Genomic DNA, 21,514 nt, shown 5'->3' on the forward strand with positions numbered 1-21,514 from the left:
GGGAGTGACAGTGCGCAGTCTGCCGGCCCGGGTCCTGGGCGTCGTGACCGCGATCTCGCTCAGCGTGTCCGGTGGTCCGCCGCCGACCCCGGACCGTACCGACGACGCGCCGGCCGCCGCTGCCCCGGCGGCCGACCCGTCCGACGAGCTGACCGGCGACATCGTCTTCTCCGTGCCGAGCGGCACCTTCCGGGACGAACTCGCGGTCTCGTTGCGGACGAGGGTGGCCGACGCCGAGATCCGCTACACGACGGACGGCGCGCTGCCCCGGACGGACTCCCCACGCTACGACGGCACCCCGTTGTCCCTCTCCGACACCACCCAGTTGCGGGCCTGGTCGTTCGTCGACGGGGTGCCGACCGGTGACCCGGGCACCGCCCTCTACGTCGAGCGGGTCGTGGACGTCAGCCTCGACCTGCCGATCCTGCTGATCGACGGGTACGGCCGGGGCGCGCCGGGACGGGAGTTCGTCGACGCGGCCGCCCTGCTCTTCGCGCCGGTCGGGGGTCATGCGTCGTTGTCGACGCCACCCACCCTCGCCACCCGGATCGGTTACCACCTGCGCGGCACGTCGAGTTCCCTGTTCGACAAGGCGCCCTACCGGGTCGAGTTCCGGGACGACGAGGACGACGACGTCGACCATCCGGTGCTCGGGATGCCGGCCGAGTCCGACTGGGTGTTGCGGGGGCCCTACACCGACAAGGCGTTGATCCGGGAGGCGTTCACCTTCGACCTGGCCCGCGAGATGGGGTTGGCGGCACCCCGGTACGCCTTCGTCGAGTTCTACCACAACGTCGCGGACCGGCCGGTGAGCGCCGAGGACTATCAGGGCGTCTACCTGATCGTCGAGACCATCAAGAACTCCAAGAACCGGCTCGACCTGAAGGACCTCGACCCCGACGACGTCACCCTGCCGGCCATTTCCGGCGGGTACATCTTCAAGTTCGAGTGGCTGACGGCCGAGGAGCCGACCCTGGACTGCCAGGGACGGCCCGCGACCTGCTGGCACTACCTGGAGGTGGTCGACCCCTCGCCCCTGCAACCGGAACAGCAGGCCTGGCTGACCGGGCATCTCCAACAGTTCAACGACCTGATGCAGTCCCGCGACTTCGCCGATCCGACCACGGGCTATCCCGCCTGGATCGACGTGGGATCGTTCGTCGACTCGTTCATCGTCAACGAGCTGACCCGCAACTTCGACGCGTACGCCCGCAGCTCGTACTTCCACAAGGATCGCGGCGGCAAGATCACCGCCGGGCCGCTGTGGGACCTCGACCTCACCTACGGCGTCGGCGGCGGGGACAACCTGGAGACCACCGGCTGGCAGTACGCGCAGCCCCGATGGCCGAAGCCCAACAACTGGATCAACCGGCTGGTCACGGACCCCGGGTTCATGGCGCTGGTCCGGGCCCGCTGGGCCGCCCTCCGCCAGGGTCCGCTCTCCGCCGCGGGGCTCGACGCGCGCCTCGCCGCTCTCACCGCGCCGCTGGCGAACGCCGCCGACCGGAACTTCCAGCGGTGGCCGAACCTGACCACCGAGAAGATCGGACCCATCGTCACCCCGACCGCCGACACCTGGCCGGGGCAGCTCGACTATCTGCGGGACTGGCTGACCCGGCGGATGGCGTGGCTGGACTCGGCTGTCTAGGCCAGCCGGATGTCGTCACCGTCGACGGTCACCGCCCGGGGCGGCAGCGGGCGACCGGCCGGACCGCTCTGCACGGCGCCGTCGGCGATGCCGAAGACGCTGTTGTGGCAGCCGCAGACGATGGTGCCGTCCTTGACCGAGGTGACCGTGCAACCCTGGTGGGTGCAGGTCGCCGAGAACGCCTTGATGGTGCCGGCGGCCGGTTGGGTCAGCACCACCCCCTCGGCCTTGAAGATCTTGCCGCCGCCGACCGGGATGTCCGCCACCGCGGCCAGCGCCGCGGGCGCGGGCGGCTGCTCGCCGGGACCGGCGGCCGAACCGCTCGCCCCGGCGGACGGCTCGGCGGCGCCCGGTGAGGCGCCGGCCGGGTTGCCATCCGCAGGAGCGCCGGCGGACCCACTGGCCGCCGGCGCGGCCGCCGGGGCCGTCGACTCACCGTACGTCTGGCAACCGGTGAGCAGGGCGACCACGCCCACCCCACCGGCGCCGGCCAGCAGGGTCCGCCGAGACGAACACCCCGCCCCACGTTCGTCGCACATCTGCCCGTCGTTCCTCTCGTGTGTCACACGCCCGCCCTGTTCACATGCCACCCCTGCATCCCACGTCCACCCCGCGTCAGGTGCCGTCCCCGCGTCAGGTGCCCACCCCGAAGGTGGTGAAGTACCACAGCGACGAGGTCACCCAGATTCCCATCAGGACGGTGAAGAGCAGCCCACCGACGACCGGCAGCACCCAACCGGCCAGCCCCCGCTTGGGCAGGGCCAGCATCTTCATGGTGAACACCCCGAAGAAGAGGCAGCCGAGCAGCGAGTGCAGCAGGGTCCGCAGGTCATAGTCGGCGAAGCCCAGCGCATAGAGGCAGTGCACCGCCACCGGCACGGTCAGCAGGAACGCCACCCGGCCGCTCCACCGGTGCAGCCCGCCCGCCCAGGAGGGTGAGAAGCTGCCGAACCGGCCCCACATCGACAGCGCGGTGAGCAACTGCACCACGGCGAAGAAGGCCGCCCCGCTGCCCAGCCAGACCTTGACCGCCTGGGGGCTGGAGAAGCCGGCCACGTTGACCGCGATCCCGGTGGGCTGGTGCACCCGGGCGTACGCCCCGATGGCCACCGCGACCGCCGCCCCGACCAGCAGCGGCACCACCACCGAGGCGGGCGGCGCGTCGGACCCGGCGGACGGTGTACCGGTCGGGAGGTCGGCGGGCGGGATCCCGGCGGGCGGGAGGTCGGACAGCACCCTGACGGACGGCCCGTCGTCGAGGCCGCGTCCCACGTCGGTCTCGAATCTGCGGCGGGCTGTCATCACTCACCGGCACCCGGGTCGGCCGCCACCGGCGCCGCGGTGACGGTCCGGCCGTCCAGGATGGTGGTGCCGAACGCGGGGTCCAGCGGCGGGGCCGAGACGGGCGTGCCGTTGCGGGTGACCACCCCGATCTGGCTGCCGTCGGGCAGCATGATCCAGCCGCCGTCGACGCCGGAGCGGCGCTGCTGCGAGGTGGCCCGGTAGAGCACCGGGTCAGGCTTGCTGGTCTGCTTGGCGGTGAACTTCCACCGCCGCTGGCCCACCACCATCTCGCCGGAGGCGGCGCCGTCGCCGAAGGAGCCGGTGAGCACCTCGCCCTTCTTGCCGGTCAACTTCATCTTGCCGTTGGCGGCGGTGCCGTTGAGCCACACCTCCAGCTTCTTGCCGTCGCAGACGTACGCCACCGCCTTGCCGTCGGTGACGGTGATCGCGATGGTGGCGCCGCCGTCGAGCCGCCCGGTCCAGCTGGAGTCGGCCTTGGCCGCAGGCGGCGTGGTCGGCGGTGCTGTCTGCGACGGAGCGGGCTGGCCCCGCTGCTCCGACGGCTCCGCCGGTGCGGCGTCCGGTGGCGGCTCCGCCGGTGCGGCGGGCGACACGACGGCGGCTTCGGGCGGGGCCGCCGCGTTCGCGGCCGTCCGGGGGTCGACCGTACGCGGCGCCGCCTGGGCGCTCATCGCGAACAGGACGGCGGCCATGCCGGTCCCGGTCAGCAGGGTGAGCAACGGGGTCATGCGCTTCATGAGCAACTCCCTTCACCGGGATGTACGAAGTCCGGGCGTCGGTCGTTCAATGTCGCGGCGAGAAGCTGTGACCGGAGGTGGTCGGGTGCCCGATCCGTCGCCGTCGGTGACCGTCCGGGATGGCCGATAGGGTGTCGGCATGGCTGCCGTGTTCCCGTCCCGCCGCGGGACCCGGTGACCAGTGCCGCCCGTGCCCGTTCCCGCCCGATGGTGGGCCCCCGAGCCCGGCCCGGCCCGCCCGTCCGGCCTGGCGCAGTGGTGTGCCCGGATCGCCCGGTCGCGTCCCTTCGAGGCGGCGATCGTGGTGCTCATCATGGCCAACGCGGCGGTGCTCGGAGTGGAGACCTACCCGGATCTCGGCGCGGCCCGGCCGGCGCTGCACTGGTTGGAGCTGAGTTTCCGGGTCGCCTTCGTCGTCGAGATCGCCGTCCGGGTGCTGGCGTACGGGCGTCGGCCGCAGGACTTCCTCCGGCACGGGTGGAACGTCTTCGACCTGGTGGTGATCGCGGCGATCTTCCTCCCCGGGCTGCACGGCGACTCGGCGCTGCTGCGCGTCGTCCGGGTGGCCCGGGTGCTGCGCCTGGTGCGCTTCTCGCCCGGCCTGCGCACCATCGTGGCCGCGCTCTGGCGCAGCCTGCCCGGGGTGGGCGGGTTCCTCGCGCTGGCCATGGTGACCCTCTACGTCTACGGCATGGCCGGTTGGTTGATCTTCGGCCGGGCCTACCCGGAGCAGTACGGCGACATCGGCCGGTCGCTGCTGACCCTGTTCGTGCTGCTCTCCCTGGAGACCCTGCCGGATCTGGTCGAGCAGGGCATGGCGCTGTCCCCGTGGACCCTCCTCTACTACGTCAGCTACGTGATCATCACGGTCAACCTGCTGCTGAACATCCTGATCGCGGTCATCGTCAACTCGATGGAGGAGGCCCGCCGGTTGGAGATGACCGAGCGGTTGGCCCCCGGCTACGACGGCGACGGTGACGGTGTGCCCGACGAGGTGGACCGGATCGCCCTGACCCAGCGCCTGGACGACCTGCGGGCGGTCATCGCCGAGTTGGAACGCGAACTGCGTATCGACCGCGACGAGCCACCGAGCCGCCACCGGTCCGCCGAACGCACCGAGGTCCGCTGACGAACCGCGTCGATGCGGTCGGCCCGTCCGCCGGCCGGGCCGACCGCCGTTGACCGGGCCGGTGCCGGTCGCGGGGCCCGCTCCGGTCGCCCTGCGGCTGCCGAGGGTCCGTCGAGGTGGGCGCTGACGTCCAGGTTTCCCGCATCGTGGGACGGTGGAGGTGGGCGATCACGCCTGATCATGATAGGGATGAAGGGGCGAGCGGCCGTTACCGGTCGACGCCCCCTGGACAGGTGGGCGAGGGAGGTCGGCATGCGGTTCGAACGTACGGTCATTCCCGGGGTCGGACTCTGCCAGCGCTTCGCCACCGCGCACGGCCAACAGGCCAGCGTCATCTCCCACCCCGGTGGGCGTCGCGACGTGGTGATCTACCACCCGGAGGACAGCGACACCGCGCTCTGCACGCTGGTGCTCGACCAGTCCGAGGCGCAGGCCGTCGCCGGGGTGCTCAACCAGGCGGTCACCGTCGACCACCTCGCCGAGCTGGAACGCCAACTACCCGGCGTCACGGTCGTGCGAATACCCGTCGTCGTGGGCGGCGTCGCCGACGGAAGACGCTGGCGGGACACCGCGTTGTCCGGCCGGCCGCTGTCGCTGCTGGCGGTGGTCCGCGCCGGCCGGGTCGTCCCGACCCCCGGCGACGACTACGTCCTGCTCACCGGCGACGAGGTCGTCGTCGCGGGGGCGGAAGCGGCCACCACGGCCGCCGTGGACGTGCTCGCCGGCCACTGACCGGGTACCACGACACACCGACAAACCATGGGTGACGCCACCGCTGCGGTGGCCGCGCGACCCGGGGACGCCCGTCCCCGCGCCGCCGGTTCCGCACCGCCCCGAACGGGTGGGTGGCTCCCGACTGTGATCTTCGAGGAGGGTATGTGCTGGTCCTGGTGGCGGTCCACGCACTGGCAGCCGTGGTCGCCCCGGGGTTGGTACGCCGCTTCGGTCGCCGTGCGCTCTACGCCGTGGCATTGGCCCCGGCCGCCACGCTGGTCTGGGCGCTGACCCGTACCGGTGGGGTCCGGTCGGGCGAGCCGGTGGTGGAGACCTGGCCGTGGGTGCCCCGGATCGGCCTGGAAATCGCCCTGCGGATGGGCACCCTGTCCTGGCTGATGGTGGTGCTGGTCGGCGGGGTCGGCGCGCTGGTGCTGGCGTACAGCGCCCGGTACTTCCGCTCCGACGACCCCGGGCTGGGCCGCTTCGCCTCGGTCTTCGTCGCCTTCGCCGGCTCCATGCTCGGCCTGGTCGTCTCCGACGATCTGCTGCTGCTCTACGTCTTCTGGGAACTGACCACCGTCTTCTCCTACCTGCTGATCGGCTACGACCCGGCCAAGCGGGCCAGCCGGCGGGCCGCCATGCAGGCGTTGCTGGTCACCACCCTGGGCGGGCTGGCCATGCTGGCCGGGTTCGTCATGCTCGGCCAGCACGCCGGCAGCTACCGCTGGTCGGTCGTCGCCACCGACCTGCCCGGCGGCGGCTACCTGGTCACGGCGCTGATGCTGATCCTGCTCGGCGCGCTCAGCAAGTCGGCCATCGTGCCGTTCAGCTTCTGGCTGCCCGGCGCGATGGCCGCGCCCACCCCGGTCAGCGCCTACCTGCACGCCGCGGCGATGGTCAAGGCCGGGGTGTTCCTGGTCGCGTTGCTCGGCCCGGCGGTCGCCGGGGTGACCGCCTGGCGGGTGGTGCTGCTCGTCGCCGGCCTGGCCACCCTCTTCCTCGGCGCCTGGGTGGCGCTGCGCCAGACCGACCTGAAACTGCTCCTCGCCTACGGCACGGTCAGCCAGCTCGGGCTGCTGATGGTGGTCCTCGGCGCCGGCACCCGCGACGCCGCGCTGGCCGGCGCGGCGATGGTGCTGGCCCACGCCCTGTTCAAGGCCACCCTCTTCCTCGTCGTCGGGATCGTCGACCACACCACCGGCACCCGCGACCTGCGCGAACTCAGCGGGCTCGGCCGGCGCGCACCGGCGTTGGCCGGGATCGCCGTGCTGGCCGCCGCGTCGATGGCCGGGCTGCCGCCGATGGCCGGCTTCGTCGCCAAGGAGGCCGCCTTCGAGGCGTTCCACCACGGCGGTACGGCCGACCTGCTGGTGCTGGCCGGGGTGGTGGCTGGTTCGGCGCTGACCGTGGCGTACACACTGCGGTTCCTCTGGGGGGCGTTCGCCACCAAGCCCGATGTCGCGCCGGCCGATCCGCACCCGGCGGGCTGGTCGTTCCTCGCCGCCCCGGCGCTGCTCGCCGTCGCCGGGCTGGCGGTCGGCGTCGCCGCCCCGGCGTTCGACGGGCTGCTCGCCCCGTACGCCGACGGGTTCTCCACCGCCGAGCCCGGTTACCACCTGGCGCTGTGGCACGGCCCGACCCCGGCGCTGGGGTTGTCCGCGCTCGCGGTGGCGGTCGGCGGTGGCCTGTTCCTGCTGCTGCACCGGGGACGGCTGCGGGCGACCCGGTGGACGCCGCTCGACGGCGCCGCCGGTTACGAGCGGGTGGTCGCCGGGGTGGACCGGCTCGCGGTGGAGCTGACCGGTGCCACCCAGCGGGGCTCGCTGCCGTTCTACCTCGGGATCATCCTGGTGGTGCTGGTCGTGCTGCCCGGCGGGGCGCTGCTCACCGGGGGGCCGTGGCCCCGGCAGTTCCGCGCCTGGGACACCCCGTTGCAGGCCGTCGTCGCCGCCCTGGTGATCGTCGCCGCCGTGATGGCCGCCCGTGCGCTGCGCCGGCTCACCGCGATGATCCTGGTCGGCGTCGCCGGCTACGGCACCGCCCTGATGTTCGTCCTGCACGGCGCGCCGGACCTGGCATTGACCCAGTTCCTGGTGGAGACCGTCACCATCGTCATGTTCGTGCTGGTGCTGCGCCGGCTGCCGGTGAAGTTCTCCGCCCGGCCGATCCGGGCCAGCCGGCGTGGCCGGATCGCGATCGGGGTCGCCGTCGGCGCGGTCGTGTCCGGGATGGCCTGGGTCGCGGCGAGCGGCCGGCTGGCCACCCCGATCTCCGACCGGTTCCCCGACGAGGCGGTCTCCTACGGCGGCGGCAAGAACGTGGTCAACGTGATCCTGGTCGACATCCGGGCCTGGGACACCATGGGCGAGATCGCCGTGCTGGTGGTGGCGGCGACCGGCGTGGCCAGCCTGATCTTCCGCCGTTCCCGGGACCTGGACCGGCGCAGCGCCGTCCCCGGCCCCCGGCCGGCCGCCAGCGGGCCACGCTGGCTGACCGCCGGCTTCGAGGCGCACCGGCACTCGGTGATCCTCCAGGTGATCACCCGGCTGCTCTTCCACGCCATCGTGCTCTTCTCCGTCTATCTGCTCTTCTCCGGGCACAACGCCCCCGGCGGCGGGTTCGCCGCCGGGTTGGTCGCCGGACTGGCCCTGGCCGTGCGTTACCTGGCCGGCGGACGCCGGGAACTCAACGCCGCCGCCCCGGTCGGCGCCGGCGCGGTCCTCGGCGCCGGGCTCTTCCTCGCCGTCGGGACCGGGGTGGCCGCGATGCCGCTGGGCGGGGAGTTCCTCCAGAGCGCGGTGCTCGACCTCCACCTGCCACTGCTGGGCAAGGTCCACTTCGTCTCGTCGGTCTTCTTCGACGTCGGCGTCTACCTGATCGTGGTGGGTCTGGTGCTGGACATCCTGCGCAGCCTCGGCGCCGAGATGGACCGTCAGCAGGAGGACGCCCGCGACGACGTACGGGACAAGGAGCTGGTGTGACCCCCAACCTCACCTACATCGTGGTGGTCGGTGTGCTCTTCGCCGCCGGGGTGACCCTGCTGCTGGAGCGCAGCCTCACCCGGGTGCTGATGGGCGTCATCCTGCTCGGCAACGGCGCCAACCTGCTGCTGCTCACCGGTGGCCGGGCCGGTGGCCCGCCGATCGTCGGCACCACCGACGCCGGGGAGATGAGCGACCCGCTGCCCCAGGCGATGGTGCTCACCGCCATCGTCATCACCCTTGGCATGACCGCGTTCCTGCTGGCGCTGTCGTACCGCAGTTGGCACCTCAACGGCCACGACGAGGTGCAGGACGACGTGGAGGACCGCCGGATCATGGACCTCGCCGACCGGGACGAGGGGCCGGGCACCGACGACGCCGACCAGCCCGACTCCGACGACCAGCCCGACTCCGACGACCAGCCCGATCCGGACAGCCGACGGTCGTCGGCGGCATCGGTGGCGGCAGCGGCCGGCGAGCGGGGGCGGGACGCATGAACTACCTCGTCCCACTGCCGGTGGTGATGCCGCTGCTCGGTGCGGCCCTGACCCTGCTGCTGGCCAGCCGACCCCGCGCGCAGCGGTGGGTCAGCCTCACCGTGCTCACCGCGACCGTGGCGGTGGCCGCCACCCTGCTGGTCCGCTCCTCGATCGACGGGCCGCTCGTCGTCGAGGTCGGCGGCTGGGTGGCGCCGCTGGGCATCGTGCTGGTCGCCGACCAGCTCGCCGCGCTGATGCTGGTGGTGTCCGCCGCCGTGACGCTCTGCGTGCTGGTGTACTCCATCGGGCAGGGCATGGCCGACGGGCACGAGGACACCCCGCTGTCGGTCTACCACCCCACCTATCTGGTGTTGACCGCCGGGGTGTGCAACGCCTTCCTCTCCGGTGACCTGTTCAACCTCTATGTCGGCTTCGAGATCCTGCTGGTCGCCAGCTACGTGCTGCTCACCCTGGGCAGCACCGAGACCCGGATCCGGGCCGGCACCACGTACGTCGTGGTCAGCCTGCTGTCGTCGCTGATCTTCCTGGTGGCCATCGGGCTGGTCTACTCCGCCACCGGCACCCTCAACCTGGCCCAGCTCGTCGACCGGCTCGACGCGCTCCCGGACGACCTGCGGCTGGTGCTGCAGGGGATGCTGCTGCTCGCCTTCGGCATCAAGGCGGCGGTCTTCCCGTTGTCGGCGTGGCTGCCCGACAGCTACCCGACCGCGCCCGCGCCGGTCACCGCCGTCTTCGCCGGCCTGCTCACCAAGGTCGGCGTGTACGCCATCATCCGCACCGAGACGCTGCTGTTCCCCGGCGGTCGGACCGCCGACCTGCTGCTGGTGGTGGCGGCGTTGACCATGCTGGTCGGCATCCTCGGCGCGGTGGCCCAGTCCGACATCAAACGACTGCTGTCGTTCACCCTGATCAGCCACATCGGGTACATGTTGTTCGGGGTGGGGCTCAGCTCGTCGCTCGGGTTGGCCGCCGCGATCTTCTACGTGGTGCACCACATCACCATCCAGACCACCCTCTTCCTCGCCGCCGGACTGGTCGAACGCCGGGGTGGCAGCACCGCGCTGGACCGCCTCGGTGGGCTGGCCCGGCTGTCGCCGCTGCTCGCCGTGCTGTTCTTCGTCCCCGCGCTGAACCTGGCCGGAATCCCACCGTTCTCCGGCTTCCTCGGCAAGCTCGGGCTGGTCCAGGCCGGGGTGGACGACGGCGGCCCGCTGGCCTGGGTGCTGGTCGCGGGCGGGCTGCTGACCAGCCTGCTCACCCTCTATGCCATCGCCCGGGTGTGGAACCTGGCGTTCTGGCGTCGCCCGCATCCGGAGATGCCCGAGCCGCAGGACAGCGTGCACACCGTCCGCACCGACGGGGTGGAGCAGCCCTACCGGGGGCCGGACCGTGACGCCCACCCGGGCGTGATGCTGCCCCGCCTGATGATCGCGCCGACGGTCGCCCTGGTGGTGCTGGGGCTGGGGTTGACCGTAGTGGCCGGACCGCTGTTCGACCTCAGCTCCGACGCCGCGGACGACCTGCTGCGGCGCACCCCGTACGTCGAGGCCGTCTACCCCGGGGGTACCCCGTGAGCCACGATCCGCCGCCGCAGCGGTCCGAGGACCTGTCGCCGCCGCCACCCGAGGACCTGTCGCCGCCGCGCTCCGGGGACCCGGTACCGCCGGAGCATCCCGAGGATCTGCCGTTGACCCCGGCGGTCCGTCGCCGCAACCGGGCCGTCGCGATGATCGTCCTGGTCACCGTCTGGGTGCTGCTCTGGGGGACGCTGAGCTGGGCCAACGTGCTCGGTGGGCTGGTCGTGGGGTTGGTGGTGCTGACCGTCTTCCCGCTGCCCCCGGTGACCTTCGCCGGGCGGCTGCACCCCCTGCCGCTGCTGCGGTTCACCCTGCGCTTCCTGCGCGACCTGGTGGTGGCCAGCGTCCAGATCGCGGCACTGGCGCTGCGGTTCGGGCACCCCCCGCTGGGCGCGATCATCGCGGTGCCGTTGCGGGTCCGCTCGGACCTCAACCTGACCCTGACCGCCGAGGCGCTGTCGCTGGTGCCCGGCAGCCTCATCGTCGAGGTCGACCGGGACGCCGGCATCCTCTACGTCCACATCCTCGGGGTGCGCGACCGCGCCGAGGTCGAGCAGTTCCGCCGCGGGGTGCTGGAGTTGGAGGCCCGGCTGATCGAGGCGATCGGCTCGGCGCAGGAGCTACGCCTGGTCCGTGAGCACATCCCGCCCGCCCTGGAAGGGACTTCGAGATGACCGCTGTCGCCGTGATCGTCACCGTGCTGCTGGCGGTGGCCGGCGCGCTCACCCTCACCCGGATCGTCTGGGGGCCGTCCGTGCTCGACCGGGCGGTCGCCACCGACGTGCTGCTGGCCATCGTGGTAGCCGCCGTGGCGACCGAGGCCGCCTACAGCCGGGACGCGACCGCGCTGCCCATCCTCGTGGTGCTGGCCATCCTCGGCTTCGTCGGGTCGGTCAGCGTCGCCCGCTTCGCCTCCCGGCGGAACGACCGGTGAGCGTCGACGCGGTGCTGGACGTGGTGGCCGCGGTCTGCCTGCTGGGCGGCGCACTGCTCAGCCTGGCCGCCGGGGTCGCCCTGGTCCGCTTCCCCGACCTGCTGTCCCGGATGCACGCGGCGGCCAAGCCACAGGTGCTCGGCCTGCTGCTGGTGCTGCTCGGGTGTGCGCTTCGGCTGCGGACCGGGGTGGACGTCACCACCCTGGTCCTGGTCGGTGCGTTCCAGTTGGCTACCGCGCCGGTCGCCGCGCACATGATCGGCCGGGCCGGCTACCCGCACGACCGGATCCGCACCGACCTGCTGATCACCGACGAACTCGCCGCCCACCTGGACCGGCTGCACGCCGACCGCCGCGCCTGATCGCCGGGGCCGCCGGGCCCGACCGCCGCGCCCGACCGCCGGGCCTGACCGACCGCCGGGGCCGCCGCGCCCGACCGCCGGGTCGGGGAACGTCCCGACCCGGCGGGTGCTCAGGGGGCCTCGACGATCTCCCGGCCGAGCGGCCAGAACGCCGCCGGGACGAGCTTGAAGTTGGCGATGCCGAACGGGATGCCGATGATCGTGACGCAGAGCGCGATCCCGGCGAGCAGGTGGGTCAGCGCCAGCCACCAGCCGGCCAGCAGCACCCACAGCACGTTCGCCAGCCCGGACGGCACACCGGCCCCCGGCTTGGCGACCAGGGTACGGCCGAACGGCCACAGCGAGTACGACGCCAGCCGCAGCGAGGCGACGCCGAACGGGATGGTGATGATGAGGACGAAACAGATCACCGCGGCCACGAAGTAGCCGAGCGCCAGCACGATTCCGCCACCGAGGATGAGCCACAGCAGGTTCAGGACGAAGCGAATCATTACTCCATAGTGACCGGTGCGTGCCACCCCGTCACCATTCCATGATCTTATGTCCCCATGATCACTCCCACTCCTCTCATGAGTCTCGTCGCCGGCGTCTGGGGCTTCAAGACCCTCGCCGTCGGGGTCGAGTTCGGACTGTTCACCCGCCTGGCCGGCGGGCGGACGGTCACCGTGGCCGAGGTCGCCGCCGAGTTCGGGCTCGACGAACGCCCCGCCGACCTGCTGCTCTCGGCCAGCGCGTCGCTGGGGCTGCTGGACAAGGTCGGCGACGGCTACCGCAACTCCGCGTTGGCCGAGCAGTTCCTGGTCGAGGGGCAGCCCTACTACTTCGGGGCGCAGGTGCGCTACTCCGACCTGCGTACCTATCTGCCCTGGCACCGGGTGGGCGAGGCGTTGCGCGGCAACCGGCCGCTCACCTGGGATCCACAGCAACAGGACTCGTTGTTCGACACCGCCGACCCGGAGTTGATCACCCAGTTCTGGGACGCCATGTTCGCCACCTCCCGGTTCACCGCCCGGGCGCTGGCCGACGCGTACGACTTCGGCGCGCACCGCCGGCTGCTCGACGTGGGCGGCGGCGCGGGGGCGTTCCCGATCGAGTTCTGCCACCGCCTGCCGCAGTTGCGGGCGACGATCCTGGACCTGCCGCACGTCTGCGCCCGGGCCGAGGAGCGGATCGCGGAGGCGGGCCTGACCGGGCGGATCGACGCGGTCGCCGGTGACTTCCTCGCCGACCCGGCCCTGCCCGAGGGGCACGACGTCATCCTGCTCAGCATGATCCTGCACGACTGGGACGAGCCGACCAACCGGGCGCTGCTGGCCCGCTGTCACGCCGCGCTGCCGCCCGGCGGGGTGGTCGTGGTCTGTGAGCTGCTGCTCAACGACGAGCGCACCGGTCCGCCGGAGGCCGCCCTGATGGGCATGAACATGCTCGTCGAGACCGAGGGCGGCAAGAACTACTCCGGTGCCGAGTACGCCGCCTGGCTGGCCGACGCCGGTTTCGTCGACGTCCGCACGGTGCCGTTCGAGGCACCCGGCGCCAACGGCGCGGTGCTGGCCCGCCGCCCCTGACCCGCATCGGCCCGGCGTCGACGGAAGCAGGGTCGACGCCGGGCCGGTGGGGTCAGCCCGGCTTGTACGCGGTGATCAGCTCCCACCCGCCGGGCAGCACCGCGACCCGGGTGAAGCCGACCTCGGCGAGCAGCCCGGTGTAGAACTCGACCTCCCGCAGCCGGCTCACACAGCTGTCCACCCCGATCAGGAAGTAGCTCCAGAAGAACTGCACGGCCAACCGGTCCGGGGTGCGGAACTCCTCGCCGATCAGCAGCAGACCACCCGGCTCCAGCGCGGCGTACGCCTGCTCCACCAGGTGCCGGGCCACGTCGTTGGGCCAGTCGTGCAGCACCCGGACGAAGGCCATCGCGTCATAGCCCGCCGGCAGCGGCCCGGCCAGGAAGTCGCCGCCGACGAACCCCAACCGGTCGGGGTGCCCCCGGGCGACCCGGGTGGCCGCCACCAGGGGTGCCACCGGCGCCAGGTTGAACACGTCGGCCCGCAGGTCGCCGGCGGTGTCGAGGATGTGTGCGGCGAGCGTGCCGTCGCCGCCGCCGACGTCCAGCAGGCGCCGCCGGTCCGGCCACAACCGGTCAGCGTGCCGGCGCAGCGTCTCGATCACCGGGCCGAGCCCGGCGGCCATGCTGCGTTCGAAGTCGGCGGTCTGCGCGTCGGTCTTCGGTGGCCAGGCGAAGTCGTCGTCGGTCATCCCGACCTCGCCGCGCAGGCTCTCGGCGAGCCGGCCGTGCAGCAGTCGCCACGGGTAGCGGTCCCGGTCCCGTTCGATCGCGTCCGGGCCGACCACCGCCAGCACGGCGTCCCGCAGCCCCGGCACCGCCCGGTAGCTGGCCGCGGCGATGTCGTCGCCGGGTTCGTGGCGGGTGACGCAGCCGAGGCTCTCCAGGCAGTCGAGGAACTTGTAGAGCCGCAGCGGGCGCACCCCGAGCCGGGTGGCCAGCGCGTCGAGGCGTACCGGGCCGGCTTCCAGGGTGTCGAGCAGACCGAGGGTCAGCGCGGTCTGCAGCACGTCGACGGCCTTGGGGCCGTTGACGAGCAGGCTCATCAGCGCCCGGGGCGACAGGGTGACGGTCACCGGCCCGACTCCTCGGCCAGCGCGTCCATGAACGCGTCGACCTCGTCGAGGGTGTTGTAGACGTGCGGCCCGACCCGCAGCCAACCCCGCCAGCTGCAGATCATGTTCCGCGCGGCCAACTGCCGCTTGACCGCCTCGCCGTCGGGGACGTCCAGGCACACCACCCCACCGCGGTGCTGCGGGTCGGTGGGGCTCACCACCGCGATGCCGGCCGCCGCCGCCCGGTCCAGGACCCGCTGGGTCAGGGCCAGCGAGTGCGCCCGGATCGCCCCGATCCCGACGCCCGCCAGCAGGTCCAGGCCGACCTGGGAGATCAGCGAGGTCAGCGGGTACGGCGTACCGCCGGCGAAGCGTTGCGCCCCCGCCGCCCACCCGGTCGACACCCGGAAGGTCAATGCCCGGTCACCGGCCTGCCAGCCGGTCGCCGCCGGTGCCAGCCGATCGACCAGGTCGGGGCGGACGTAGAGGAACGCGGTGCCGGCCCCGCACAGCCACTTGTGCGCGCCGCCGAGCACGATGTCGACGCCGAGCGCGGTCACGTCCAGCGGGACCGCGCCGACGGTCTGGAAGGCGTCCACCACCACCAGGGCGCCGACGTCGTGGGCGCGGGCGACCAGCCGGGGCAGGTCGATGGTGGCCCCGGAGGAGAAACTCGCATGCGGTACGCAGACCAGCAGCGTCCGTTCGTCGACCCGGGCCTCGATGGCGTCCTGGTCGAACCGGGGTCCACCGGTGCCGACCACGTCGAGCCGCGCGCCGTAACGGCGGAAGGCGGCGCCGATGAACGGCACCGTCGGGTACTCCAGGTCGGTGGTGACGATCCGGTCACGCGGTGGGCGGTAGTCGAAGCAGGACAGCACCCGGGCCAGCAGGGTGCTCAGGTTCGCGTCGGTGACCACGCTGCCCGCGGGCGCACCGAGCAGCGCGGCGATCGAGTCGGCGTACCGGTCGAGACCGACGTGCCAGTCCTGCCACACGTCGTCGCGCCAGCCGCGCAGGGTCTCCCAGTAGTCGGTGAGCACCCGTTCGACGCCCCGGGGCATCGCGCCGGTGGAGTTGTTGTTGAGGTAGACACAGGTCTCCAGCAGCGGGAACTCGGCGCGCAGGGCGGCGTGCGCGGCGGCGTCCAGGCAGCCTGCCGGGAGGGTGTCGGGTCCGCTCACTCGGAGCAGCCTCCAATCGGGTCGGTCCGGGGGAGACCCGGGTCTGCGGAAACGGTGGTGAAGACCGGATCGGCGCGCACGGCCGCCAGGTAGGGGGTGCCCTCGGTGTAACCGGTGCCGGAGCGCGCACCGAGCATCCGGACCGCCAGCCGGTGGTGGGTGCGTCGCCAGGTCAGCACCGCCTCGGCGAAGGCCGCCATCCGCTGCCGTACCAGCGCGTGGTCCGTGCCCCGCAGCAGCCCGTCGCGGACCGCCGTCCGGTAGGCCTGGTCGATCGACGGCTGGCCGGCCCGCACCAGGTCGCGCACCTCCGGCACCGACCGGTACGCGGTGGAGTCGAACCGGTCCGGCGCGGGGGGACGGCACAGCGACTCCATCAGCTTGTAGGAACGGGACTGGATCGCGCTGGCCCCATCGGTGTACTCGCGGAAGGTCCGGAACGCCGTCGGTTGCATGGTGGCCAGCAGCGAGAAGAGCGGACCGGTGCCGCTGATCAACTCCTGGGCGTACGCCAGCCGGGCGGCGGCGCGGCGGGGACGGGCCGTGGCCAACGCGGTGATCGTGCCCCGCAACTCCTCGGCGACCCCGGCGAAGACACACTCGTACGCCTGGAGGACCCGGATGAACAGGTACTCGTCGTGGGAGACGTAGACCGGCAACATGCTCAGCCGCAGCACCCGCTCGCGGGCGGGGTCGCGACCGGTGCCGGCGAGCCGGTGCAGCGCCACCGCCGCCGCCACCGGGTCCGGGTCGTCGACCAGCCCGGCCAGGCCGAGCCGGGTCAGTGCGGCGCGCACGGCCCGCACCCCGAGCCGGTACCGCTTGGCCACCAACGCCGGACCCGGCCGCTGCTCGGGGAACAGGTCGGTCGCGCCGGTCGCGGCGGCCAGCTCAAAGGCGAGGGCGTCGGCGACCAGGTCGATCAGCAGCCGGTCGCGTTCCCGCCGCCCGCTGGTCTGGGCCACCGGCCCGGCCGGCCGGCCCGCCCCGCTCCGTCCCGCCGGTCCGCCCGCTGGGGTTGCGTCGGCCGGCGTGCCCTCCGGGCGGCCGGCGCAGGCGGCGGCGGTGGGTAGGGGGAGCAGGGGCAGGGCCAGGTAGCTGCGGTAGTCGTACCGGTCGTCCCACTTGTCGAGCGCCACGTCGAGGAAGGCGGACAACTGGCGGGCGACGGCCGTCCGGGCGTTCACCTGGGCGCGGACCTGGTCCAGCAGGGCTAGCAGTTCCTTTTTGACGAAGTGTTTACCGGCGCGATGAAATTCCGCGAGTACCGGGTCGTAGGGAAATTGCTCGGGATCGGCCGTGTCGGACGACCAGCTCGTCAGCTCATGCACGAACCACACCTCGGATGGGATCTGTCAGGGGGAGCGCCGACGATTCTTCGAGTGGCGCGGCTCGTCATGCCTCTGCGGGGCGGGAATGGGTCGCTGCCGCCAGGTCGGTGTCCGGTCGGGTCGGCCTCAGTTCGGGGAAGAACCGGTGCTCGGTGAGCTTGGCGAGCACCGTGGCCGGGCTGCCCGGGCTGCCGTCGGGAGGGTGGCCGCCGACCGCCAGGGCGACCTGGTAGTGGCGTGCCCGCCACTGGGCGACCTGCTCGTCCCAGGCGATCATCGCCGTGGCGAGCCGGTGTGTCGGGTCGCCCGACGGCAGCGTGCGGAGCGTGTCGCCCCGGGCGGTGAGCTGTTCGGTGAAGGCCCGGCCGAGCTGTCGGCTCACCGACGCGACCTGTCGCCAGCCGGGTGACTCGGCGCCGGACCCGTTGCCCAGCGCGGGTTGCATCGCCTGGAAGTCGACCGGTGACAGGTGGGCGAACATCGCCAACTGGTCGGTGACCAGCCGGACCGCGAGCGTCGCGCGGGCCAGCAACGCCGTTGCCGCCAGCGGGTCTGCGGCCTCGGTCCGCGCGACGGCAGCGGTCAGCTCGGCACCGGCGAGCTTCAGCCACAACTCGGCGGACTGGTGCACCACCTGGAAGAGCAACTCGTCGCGGTGGAGCATCTCCTCCGGGCGGCGCTGCAGATCGAGCAGCTCATCGGTGCGCATGTAACGGGCATAGTCCGTAGGGCCGTCGCCCGGCAGCACGGGTGACTGGTCACGTTTCACGACTGTCCCTCCGGTAAGCGCCGGCGCGGCACGGGTGCCGGCGCTCAACGGCGGCAATTATCCAACGAAGAAAGGCAATGTGTCACCCCCTGTCCGAGGCGCAGGACGGTCGGGTGCCGGGGATGAGGGACGCCTTTCTTGCCCAGGAATGTGAGCGCTAACATAATGAATTACTTCCGTCAATACTGAGCAGTGCCTGACATGTCACAGTCGACCGGCTCGACCCGGAAGTGGGCGACGACCGCGTCGATGCTGGTCGACGAGGTTCTCCGGGGTGCCGAACCGGGTCCACCGCCTTCGCTGTCGGCCGAGATGTGCGCGGCGTGTTCGATTGCTTACTGTGCGAGTGCGTGGTTGGGTCGACCTTACCTGCGAGGCGGCGGCGCGAGGTGCGACTGCGCGGTGGCCGACAGTGGTCGGCGGTGTCCGCCGGATCGGTCCCCGGAAGGAGTGCCATGACGGCGGCGTCGACCTTCGACTCGGGTCCGATCGACGGCTTCGGTGAGGTATCCATCCGGCCGGTGGCGCCCGACCGGGACGTCGTGGTGATCCACGACTGGGTGACCCGGGAACGGTCCCGGTTCTGGGGCATGGGTGATGCCAGCCTCGAGCGGGTCCGGGAGATCTACACGTACCTCGACTCGCTGACCACCCACCACGCCTACCTGGTCCATCGGGACGGTCGGCCGGTGGCGCTGTTCCAGACCTACGAGCCGGCCGCCGACCCGGTCGGGCGGTGCTACGACGTGCGTCCCGGCGACTTCGGCATCCACCTGCTCATCGGCCCCCCGGACGGGGGTGTCGAGCCCGGTTTCACCGGCGTGCTCCTCGACGCGTTCCTCGCGTTCGTGCTGGCGGACCCGGCCAGGCGGCGGATCGTGGCCGAGCCGGACGCCCGCAACACGCGGGCCGTCGACCGGCTGGCCCGGGCCGGCTTCGTGCCCGGCCCGCAGGTCGACCTGCCGGACAAGCGCGCCCAACTCATGTTCCTCGACCGGGAGCCGATCGGTCACTGACCGCCGACCGGACCGCGTCACCCGTACCGACCGGGGCTGGGTCATCCGCACCGGCGAGGCCGCATCACCCGTACCGGCGGCCGTGTCACTCGCGTCGACCTGAGCGCGGTGCCGAGGCGGCGGCGTCCCCCGAACGGGGGTGTGCCGGCCCATGTCGCCATTCATCTTCTTGGTTAGGTTAGCCTCACCTACGTGCTTAGTGATCGAGTTCGTCCGGCGGGGACGCCCCACCACGCCACCAGCACCGGGACCCTGCCCGTCACCCCGTGGCGGCTGTTCGACGTGCAGGTACGCGCGGCGCGCCGGCTCAGCCCGTCCTTCCTGCGGGTCACCTTCACCGGCCCGGATCTCGACCGGTTCGCCGACAACGGTTACGACCAGCGGATCAAGCTGGTGCTGCCGCTGCCCGGCCGGCCCGGCGTGCACCTGCCCGGCGGCGTCGACTGGTACACGCACTGGCGTGCGCTGCCCGAGGACGAGCGCTGTCCCATCCGCACGTACACCGTCCGGGCGGTCCGGCCGCACCTGAGCGAGGTGGACATCGACCTGGTGCTGCACGGCGACAGCGGTCCGGCCGGTCGGTGGGCGCTGCGCGCCCGTCCCGGCGACGAGGCCGGCCTTCTCGGGCCCGACGCCGGTTACCACGGTGACCACGGCGGCATCGAGTTCCGCCCGCCGGCCGCCGGTCGGCTGCTGCTGGCCGGTGACGAGACCGCGGTGCCGGCGATCAGCGCCATCCTGGAACGCCTGCCCCTCGACGCCCGGGGCCAGGTGCTGCTGGAGGTGCCGGACCGGGCCGACGTGCTGCCGGTCGTCGCCCCGCCCGGTGTCACGGTCGACTGGCTGGCCCGCGACGGCGGCGGCCACGGCAGTCGGCTGCTGCCCGCCGTCGCCTCGGCGGCCCGACGCCTGCTCTCCCGCACCGGCGGGCTCCCCGCCGGCCCGAACGCCAACGTCGGCATCGACGCCAACGTCGACGTCGATGCCGACCGGACCCCGCTCTGGGAGGTGCCGACCCCGACCGCGCCGGTGCCGGTCTACGCCTGGCTGGCCGGCGAGGCCGGAGTCATCCGCGCGCTGCGCCGGCACCTGGTCACCGAACGCGGCATGGACCGTCGCGCGGTCGCCTTCATGGGGTACTGGCGGCTCGGCCGGGTGGACCCGGCCTGAGCGTGACCATCGGCTGTGACCCGCGTTACCTCTCGGTGGAGCGGGAATCAGACCAGCGGATCCGGATTTGAAGCCAGGTGTGACTGTCGCACTCTCTTCCATCCGGCCGCACCACGACCGGGCGGAGCTTTCCCGATGACCGATGTCGTCCACGACCAGCTGTCGAAGACCGCGCCGACGCCGGGTGACCTGATGACCCGCCGGCAGCGGGTGCAGCTCGTTCTCGTCCTCGGCTCGCTGATCGCCATCGGCCCGCTGACCATCGACATGTACCTGCCGGCGCTGCCCGCCATCGCCGCCGACTTCGCCACCACCTCGGCGGCGGTCCAGTTGACCCTCACCGGCACCCTCGCCGGGCTGGCCATCGGCCAACTGCTGATCGGACCGCTCTCCGACGCCGTCGGACGACGTGGCCCGCTGATCGCCGGCCTCGCCGTGCACATCGTGGCATCGGCGCTCTGCGTCGTCGCTCACCACATCGCCGTTCTCGGCGCGCTGCGGGTGGTGCAGGGCCTCGGCGTCGCCGCCGCCACGGTGGTCGCGATGGCGGTGCTGCGTGACCTGTTCAGCGGCACCGCGTTCGCCACCCTGCTCTCCCGGCTGCTGCTGGTGATGGGCGCGGCACCGATCCTCGCCCCCACCCTCGGCGGTGGGGTGCTGCGCTGGACGGACTGGCGGGGTGTCTTCATGACGCTGGCGGTCTTCGGCGTGCTGCTCGTCGTGGTCGCCGTGGTCGGCCTGCCCGAGACCCTGCCGGCCGAGCGTCGCCAACGCGGCGGCGTGTGGACGACCGTGGGCCTGTACGGTTCGCTGCTGCGCGACCGCACCTTCGTCGGGCTCGTCCTGGTCGCCGGCCTGGCCATGGCGGCGCTGTTCGCGTACGTGGCCGGCTCGTCCTTCGTCCTCCAGGAGGGGTACGGGCTCGACGAGCAGCAGTTCGCGCTGGCGTTCGGGGCGGGCGCGGTGGGCCTGATCGGGGCGGCCCAGTACAACGTGCGGCTGCTGCGTCGCTACTCACCGCAGCGCATCCTGGTCACCTCACTGAGCATCGGCACGCTGGCCGGGCTGGTGCTGCTGGCCTTCGCCGCGACCGGGTTCGGTGGGCTGCCCGCCCTACTGGTGGCGCTCTGGGTGGTGTTGGCGGCGGCCGGACTGGCGATGCCGAACGCCCCGGCGCTGGCGCTGTCCCGGCATGGCGAGGCGGCCGGCACCGCGTCGGCCCTGCTCGGTGCCGTGCAGTTCGGCGTCGGTGCGGTGGCCGCGCCGATGGTGGGGGTGCTGGGCAACGGCGCGGTGGCGATGGCGCTGGTGGTGGCCGGTGGCATGGTGGCGGCACTGGCGGTGCTGTTCCTCGTGGTGCGACCGTCCCGGCTCGTCGACCTGGAGCCGAACTCGGCGGTCGTCGCCGTGCACTGACGGGCACCGGCCGGACAGATCGATTCGGGTACCACCACGGTGAAGTTGATCTCGTAGGATGCGCGGAAGACCGCCCCTCCCGACTTCACCACGGATCCGGCCGGGGCCTACCTGGAGCT

Annotated in this window: 21 protein-coding genes; 13 read left to right on the forward strand and 8 right to left on the reverse strand. The window is 72.4% G+C overall.

What is annotated here, in order from left to right; translation table 11 throughout:
* Window positions 1-10: 10 nt before the first annotated feature.
* A complete protein-coding gene (locus ACQP1S_RS14935) occupies window positions 11-1,648 on the forward strand; it encodes a CotH kinase family protein (RefSeq protein WP_432907141.1) in 1,638 nt (545 codons plus the stop codon).
* On the opposite strand, the gene ACQP1S_RS14940 is transcribed toward ACQP1S_RS14935, so the two are convergent.
* From ACQP1S_RS14940 to ACQP1S_RS14950, 3 genes are all read right to left on the reverse strand, one after another.
* Window positions 1,645-2,214, reverse strand: a complete 570-nt coding sequence (locus ACQP1S_RS14940; RefSeq protein ID WP_432907143.1) for a Rieske (2Fe-2S) protein — start codon at window positions 2,212-2,214, stop codon at window positions 1,645-1,647. The genes ACQP1S_RS14935 and ACQP1S_RS14940 overlap by 4 nt on opposite strands.
* A 67-nt stretch (window positions 2,215-2,281) precedes the next feature.
* Complete coding sequence (locus ACQP1S_RS14945) at window positions 2,282-2,950, reverse strand: DUF6529 family protein (RefSeq protein ID WP_432907145.1); 669 nt, start codon at window positions 2,948-2,950, stop codon at window positions 2,282-2,284.
* Window positions 2,950-3,690, reverse strand: coding sequence for a hypothetical protein (locus ACQP1S_RS14950; protein ID WP_432907147.1), 741 nt, complete (start codon window positions 3,688-3,690; stop codon window positions 2,950-2,952). Before ACQP1S_RS14950 ends, ACQP1S_RS14945 begins: the two co-directional genes overlap by 1 nt.
* A gap of 190 nt (window positions 3,691-3,880) precedes the next feature.
* On the opposite strand from ACQP1S_RS14950, the gene ACQP1S_RS14955 reads away from it, so the two are divergent.
* From ACQP1S_RS14955 to mnhG, 8 genes are all read left to right on the forward strand, one after another.
* Complete coding sequence (locus tag ACQP1S_RS14955) at window positions 3,881-4,819, forward strand: ion transporter (protein ID WP_432907149.1); 939 nt, start codon at window positions 3,881-3,883, stop codon at window positions 4,817-4,819.
* A gap of 252 nt (window positions 4,820-5,071) precedes the next feature.
* The gene (locus ACQP1S_RS14960) at window positions 5,072-5,551 is read left to right on the forward strand and encodes a potassium transporter TrkA (RefSeq protein ID WP_432907151.1); all 480 of its coding nucleotides are present in this window, start codon (window positions 5,072-5,074) and stop codon (window positions 5,549-5,551) included.
* Between the two features lie 146 nt (window positions 5,552-5,697).
* Entirely contained in the window at window positions 5,698-8,517 is a 2,820-nt protein-coding gene (locus tag ACQP1S_RS14965; protein ID WP_432907152.1) for a Na+/H+ antiporter subunit A, read from the forward strand.
* On the forward strand, window positions 8,514-9,014 hold the full coding sequence (locus ACQP1S_RS14970) for a Na(+)/H(+) antiporter subunit C (protein ID WP_432907154.1): 501 nt from the start codon (window positions 8,514-8,516) through the stop codon (window positions 9,012-9,014). Before ACQP1S_RS14965 ends, ACQP1S_RS14970 begins: the two co-directional genes overlap by 4 nt.
* On the forward strand, window positions 9,011-10,591 hold the full coding sequence (locus ACQP1S_RS14975) for a Na+/H+ antiporter subunit D (protein ID WP_432907155.1): 1,581 nt from the start codon (window positions 9,011-9,013) through the stop codon (window positions 10,589-10,591). The genes ACQP1S_RS14970 and ACQP1S_RS14975 overlap by 4 nt, the downstream gene beginning before the upstream one ends.
* A gap of 107 nt (window positions 10,592-10,698) precedes the next feature.
* The gene (locus ACQP1S_RS14980) at window positions 10,699-11,268 is read left to right on the forward strand and encodes a Na+/H+ antiporter subunit E (RefSeq protein WP_432908042.1); all 570 of its coding nucleotides are present in this window, start codon (window positions 10,699-10,701) and stop codon (window positions 11,266-11,268) included.
* A complete protein-coding gene (locus ACQP1S_RS14985; RefSeq protein ID WP_432907157.1) occupies window positions 11,265-11,528 on the forward strand; it encodes a monovalent cation/H+ antiporter complex subunit F in 264 nt (87 codons plus the stop codon). Before ACQP1S_RS14980 ends, ACQP1S_RS14985 begins: the two co-directional genes overlap by 4 nt.
* Window positions 11,525-11,890, forward strand: coding sequence for a monovalent cation/H(+) antiporter subunit G (gene mnhG, locus ACQP1S_RS14990; protein WP_091239845.1), 366 nt, complete (start codon window positions 11,525-11,527; stop codon window positions 11,888-11,890). The genes ACQP1S_RS14985 and mnhG overlap by 4 nt, the downstream gene beginning before the upstream one ends.
* Before the next feature lie 110 nt (window positions 11,891-12,000).
* Here the strand turns inward: mnhG and ACQP1S_RS14995 are convergent, their stop codons facing one another.
* Window positions 12,001-12,381, reverse strand: coding sequence for a YccF domain-containing protein (locus tag ACQP1S_RS14995; protein WP_432907159.1), 381 nt, complete (start codon window positions 12,379-12,381; stop codon window positions 12,001-12,003).
* A gap of 57 nt (window positions 12,382-12,438) precedes the next feature.
* Here ACQP1S_RS14995 and ACQP1S_RS15000 point away from each other — a divergent pair, with 57 nt between their 5' ends.
* Window positions 12,439-13,455 (forward strand): methyltransferase, encoded by a 1,017-nt coding sequence (locus ACQP1S_RS15000; RefSeq protein WP_432907160.1) that lies wholly within the window; start codon window positions 12,439-12,441, stop codon window positions 13,453-13,455.
* A 52-nt stretch (window positions 13,456-13,507) separates the two neighbouring features.
* Here the strand turns inward: ACQP1S_RS15000 and ACQP1S_RS15005 are convergent, their stop codons facing one another.
* Genes ACQP1S_RS15005 through ACQP1S_RS15020 form a run of 4 tightly spaced genes read right to left on the reverse strand, consistent with a single transcriptional unit; the run spans window position 13,508 to window position 17,793 of the window.
* Window positions 13,508-14,530, reverse strand: a complete 1,023-nt coding sequence (locus ACQP1S_RS15005; RefSeq protein WP_432907162.1) for a methyltransferase — start codon at window positions 14,528-14,530, stop codon at window positions 13,508-13,510.
* Entirely contained in the window at window positions 14,527-15,693 is a 1,167-nt protein-coding gene (locus ACQP1S_RS15010) for an aminotransferase class V-fold PLP-dependent enzyme (RefSeq protein WP_432907164.1), read from the reverse strand. Before ACQP1S_RS15010 ends, ACQP1S_RS15005 begins: the two co-directional genes overlap by 4 nt.
* Complete coding sequence (locus ACQP1S_RS15015) at window positions 15,690-17,033, reverse strand: tryptophan 2,3-dioxygenase family protein (protein WP_432907166.1); 1,344 nt, start codon at window positions 17,031-17,033, stop codon at window positions 15,690-15,692. Before ACQP1S_RS15015 ends, ACQP1S_RS15010 begins: the two co-directional genes overlap by 4 nt.
* A 55-nt stretch (window positions 17,034-17,088) precedes the next feature.
* Window positions 17,089-17,793 (reverse strand): tryptophan 2,3-dioxygenase family protein, encoded by a 705-nt coding sequence (locus tag ACQP1S_RS15020; protein WP_432907168.1) that lies wholly within the window; start codon window positions 17,791-17,793, stop codon window positions 17,089-17,091.
* A gap of 455 nt (window positions 17,794-18,248) precedes the next feature.
* Between ACQP1S_RS15020 and ACQP1S_RS15025 the strand changes: the two genes are divergently transcribed.
* From ACQP1S_RS15025 to ACQP1S_RS15035, 3 genes are all read left to right on the forward strand, one after another.
* Complete coding sequence (locus ACQP1S_RS15025; protein ID WP_432907170.1) at window positions 18,249-18,809, forward strand: GNAT family N-acetyltransferase; 561 nt, start codon at window positions 18,249-18,251, stop codon at window positions 18,807-18,809.
* 192 nt (window positions 18,810-19,001) lie between these two features.
* Window positions 19,002-19,979 (forward strand): siderophore-interacting protein, encoded by a 978-nt coding sequence (locus tag ACQP1S_RS15030; RefSeq protein ID WP_432907171.1) that lies wholly within the window; start codon window positions 19,002-19,004, stop codon window positions 19,977-19,979.
* A gap of 135 nt (window positions 19,980-20,114) precedes the next feature.
* Window positions 20,115-21,395 carry a multidrug effflux MFS transporter gene (locus tag ACQP1S_RS15035; protein ID WP_432907173.1) on the forward strand — a complete coding sequence of 427 codons (1,281 nt, stop codon included), beginning with the start codon at window positions 20,115-20,117 and terminating at the stop codon, window positions 21,393-21,395.
* The last annotated feature ends 119 nt before the right edge of the window (window positions 21,396-21,514 follow it).

The organism is Micromonospora matsumotoense (genome assembly GCF_050951065.1).
GTDB classification, from domain to species: domain Bacteria; phylum Actinomycetota; class Actinomycetes; order Mycobacteriales; family Micromonosporaceae; genus Micromonospora; species Micromonospora matsumotoensis.

Coding starts and splice junctions, on each gene's coding strand:
- ACQP1S_RS15000 (WP_432907160.1), top strand. CDS start 12,439: ATGATCACTCCCACTCCTCTCATGAGTCTCGTCGCCGGCGTCTGGGGC.
- ACQP1S_RS14995 (WP_432907159.1), bottom strand. CDS start 12,381: ATGATTCGCTTCGTCCTGAACCTGCTGTGGCTCATCCTCGGTGGCGGA.
- ACQP1S_RS15025 (WP_432907170.1), top strand. CDS start 18,249: ATGACGGCGGCGTCGACCTTCGACTCGGGTCCGATCGACGGCTTCGGT.
- ACQP1S_RS15035 (WP_432907173.1), top strand. CDS start 20,115: ATGACCGATGTCGTCCACGACCAGCTGTCGAAGACCGCGCCGACGCCG.
- ACQP1S_RS14950 (WP_432907147.1), bottom strand. CDS start 3,690: ATGAAGCGCATGACCCCGTTGCTCACCCTGCTGACCGGGACCGGCATG.
- ACQP1S_RS14985 (WP_432907157.1), top strand. CDS start 11,265: ATGACCGCTGTCGCCGTGATCGTCACCGTGCTGCTGGCGGTGGCCGGC.
- ACQP1S_RS14975 (WP_432907155.1), top strand. CDS start 9,011: ATGAACTACCTCGTCCCACTGCCGGTGGTGATGCCGCTGCTCGGTGCG.
- ACQP1S_RS14945 (WP_432907145.1), bottom strand. CDS start 2,950: ATGACAGCCCGCCGCAGATTCGAGACCGACGTGGGACGCGGCCTCGAC.
- ACQP1S_RS14960 (WP_432907151.1), top strand. CDS start 5,072: ATGCGGTTCGAACGTACGGTCATTCCCGGGGTCGGACTCTGCCAGCGC.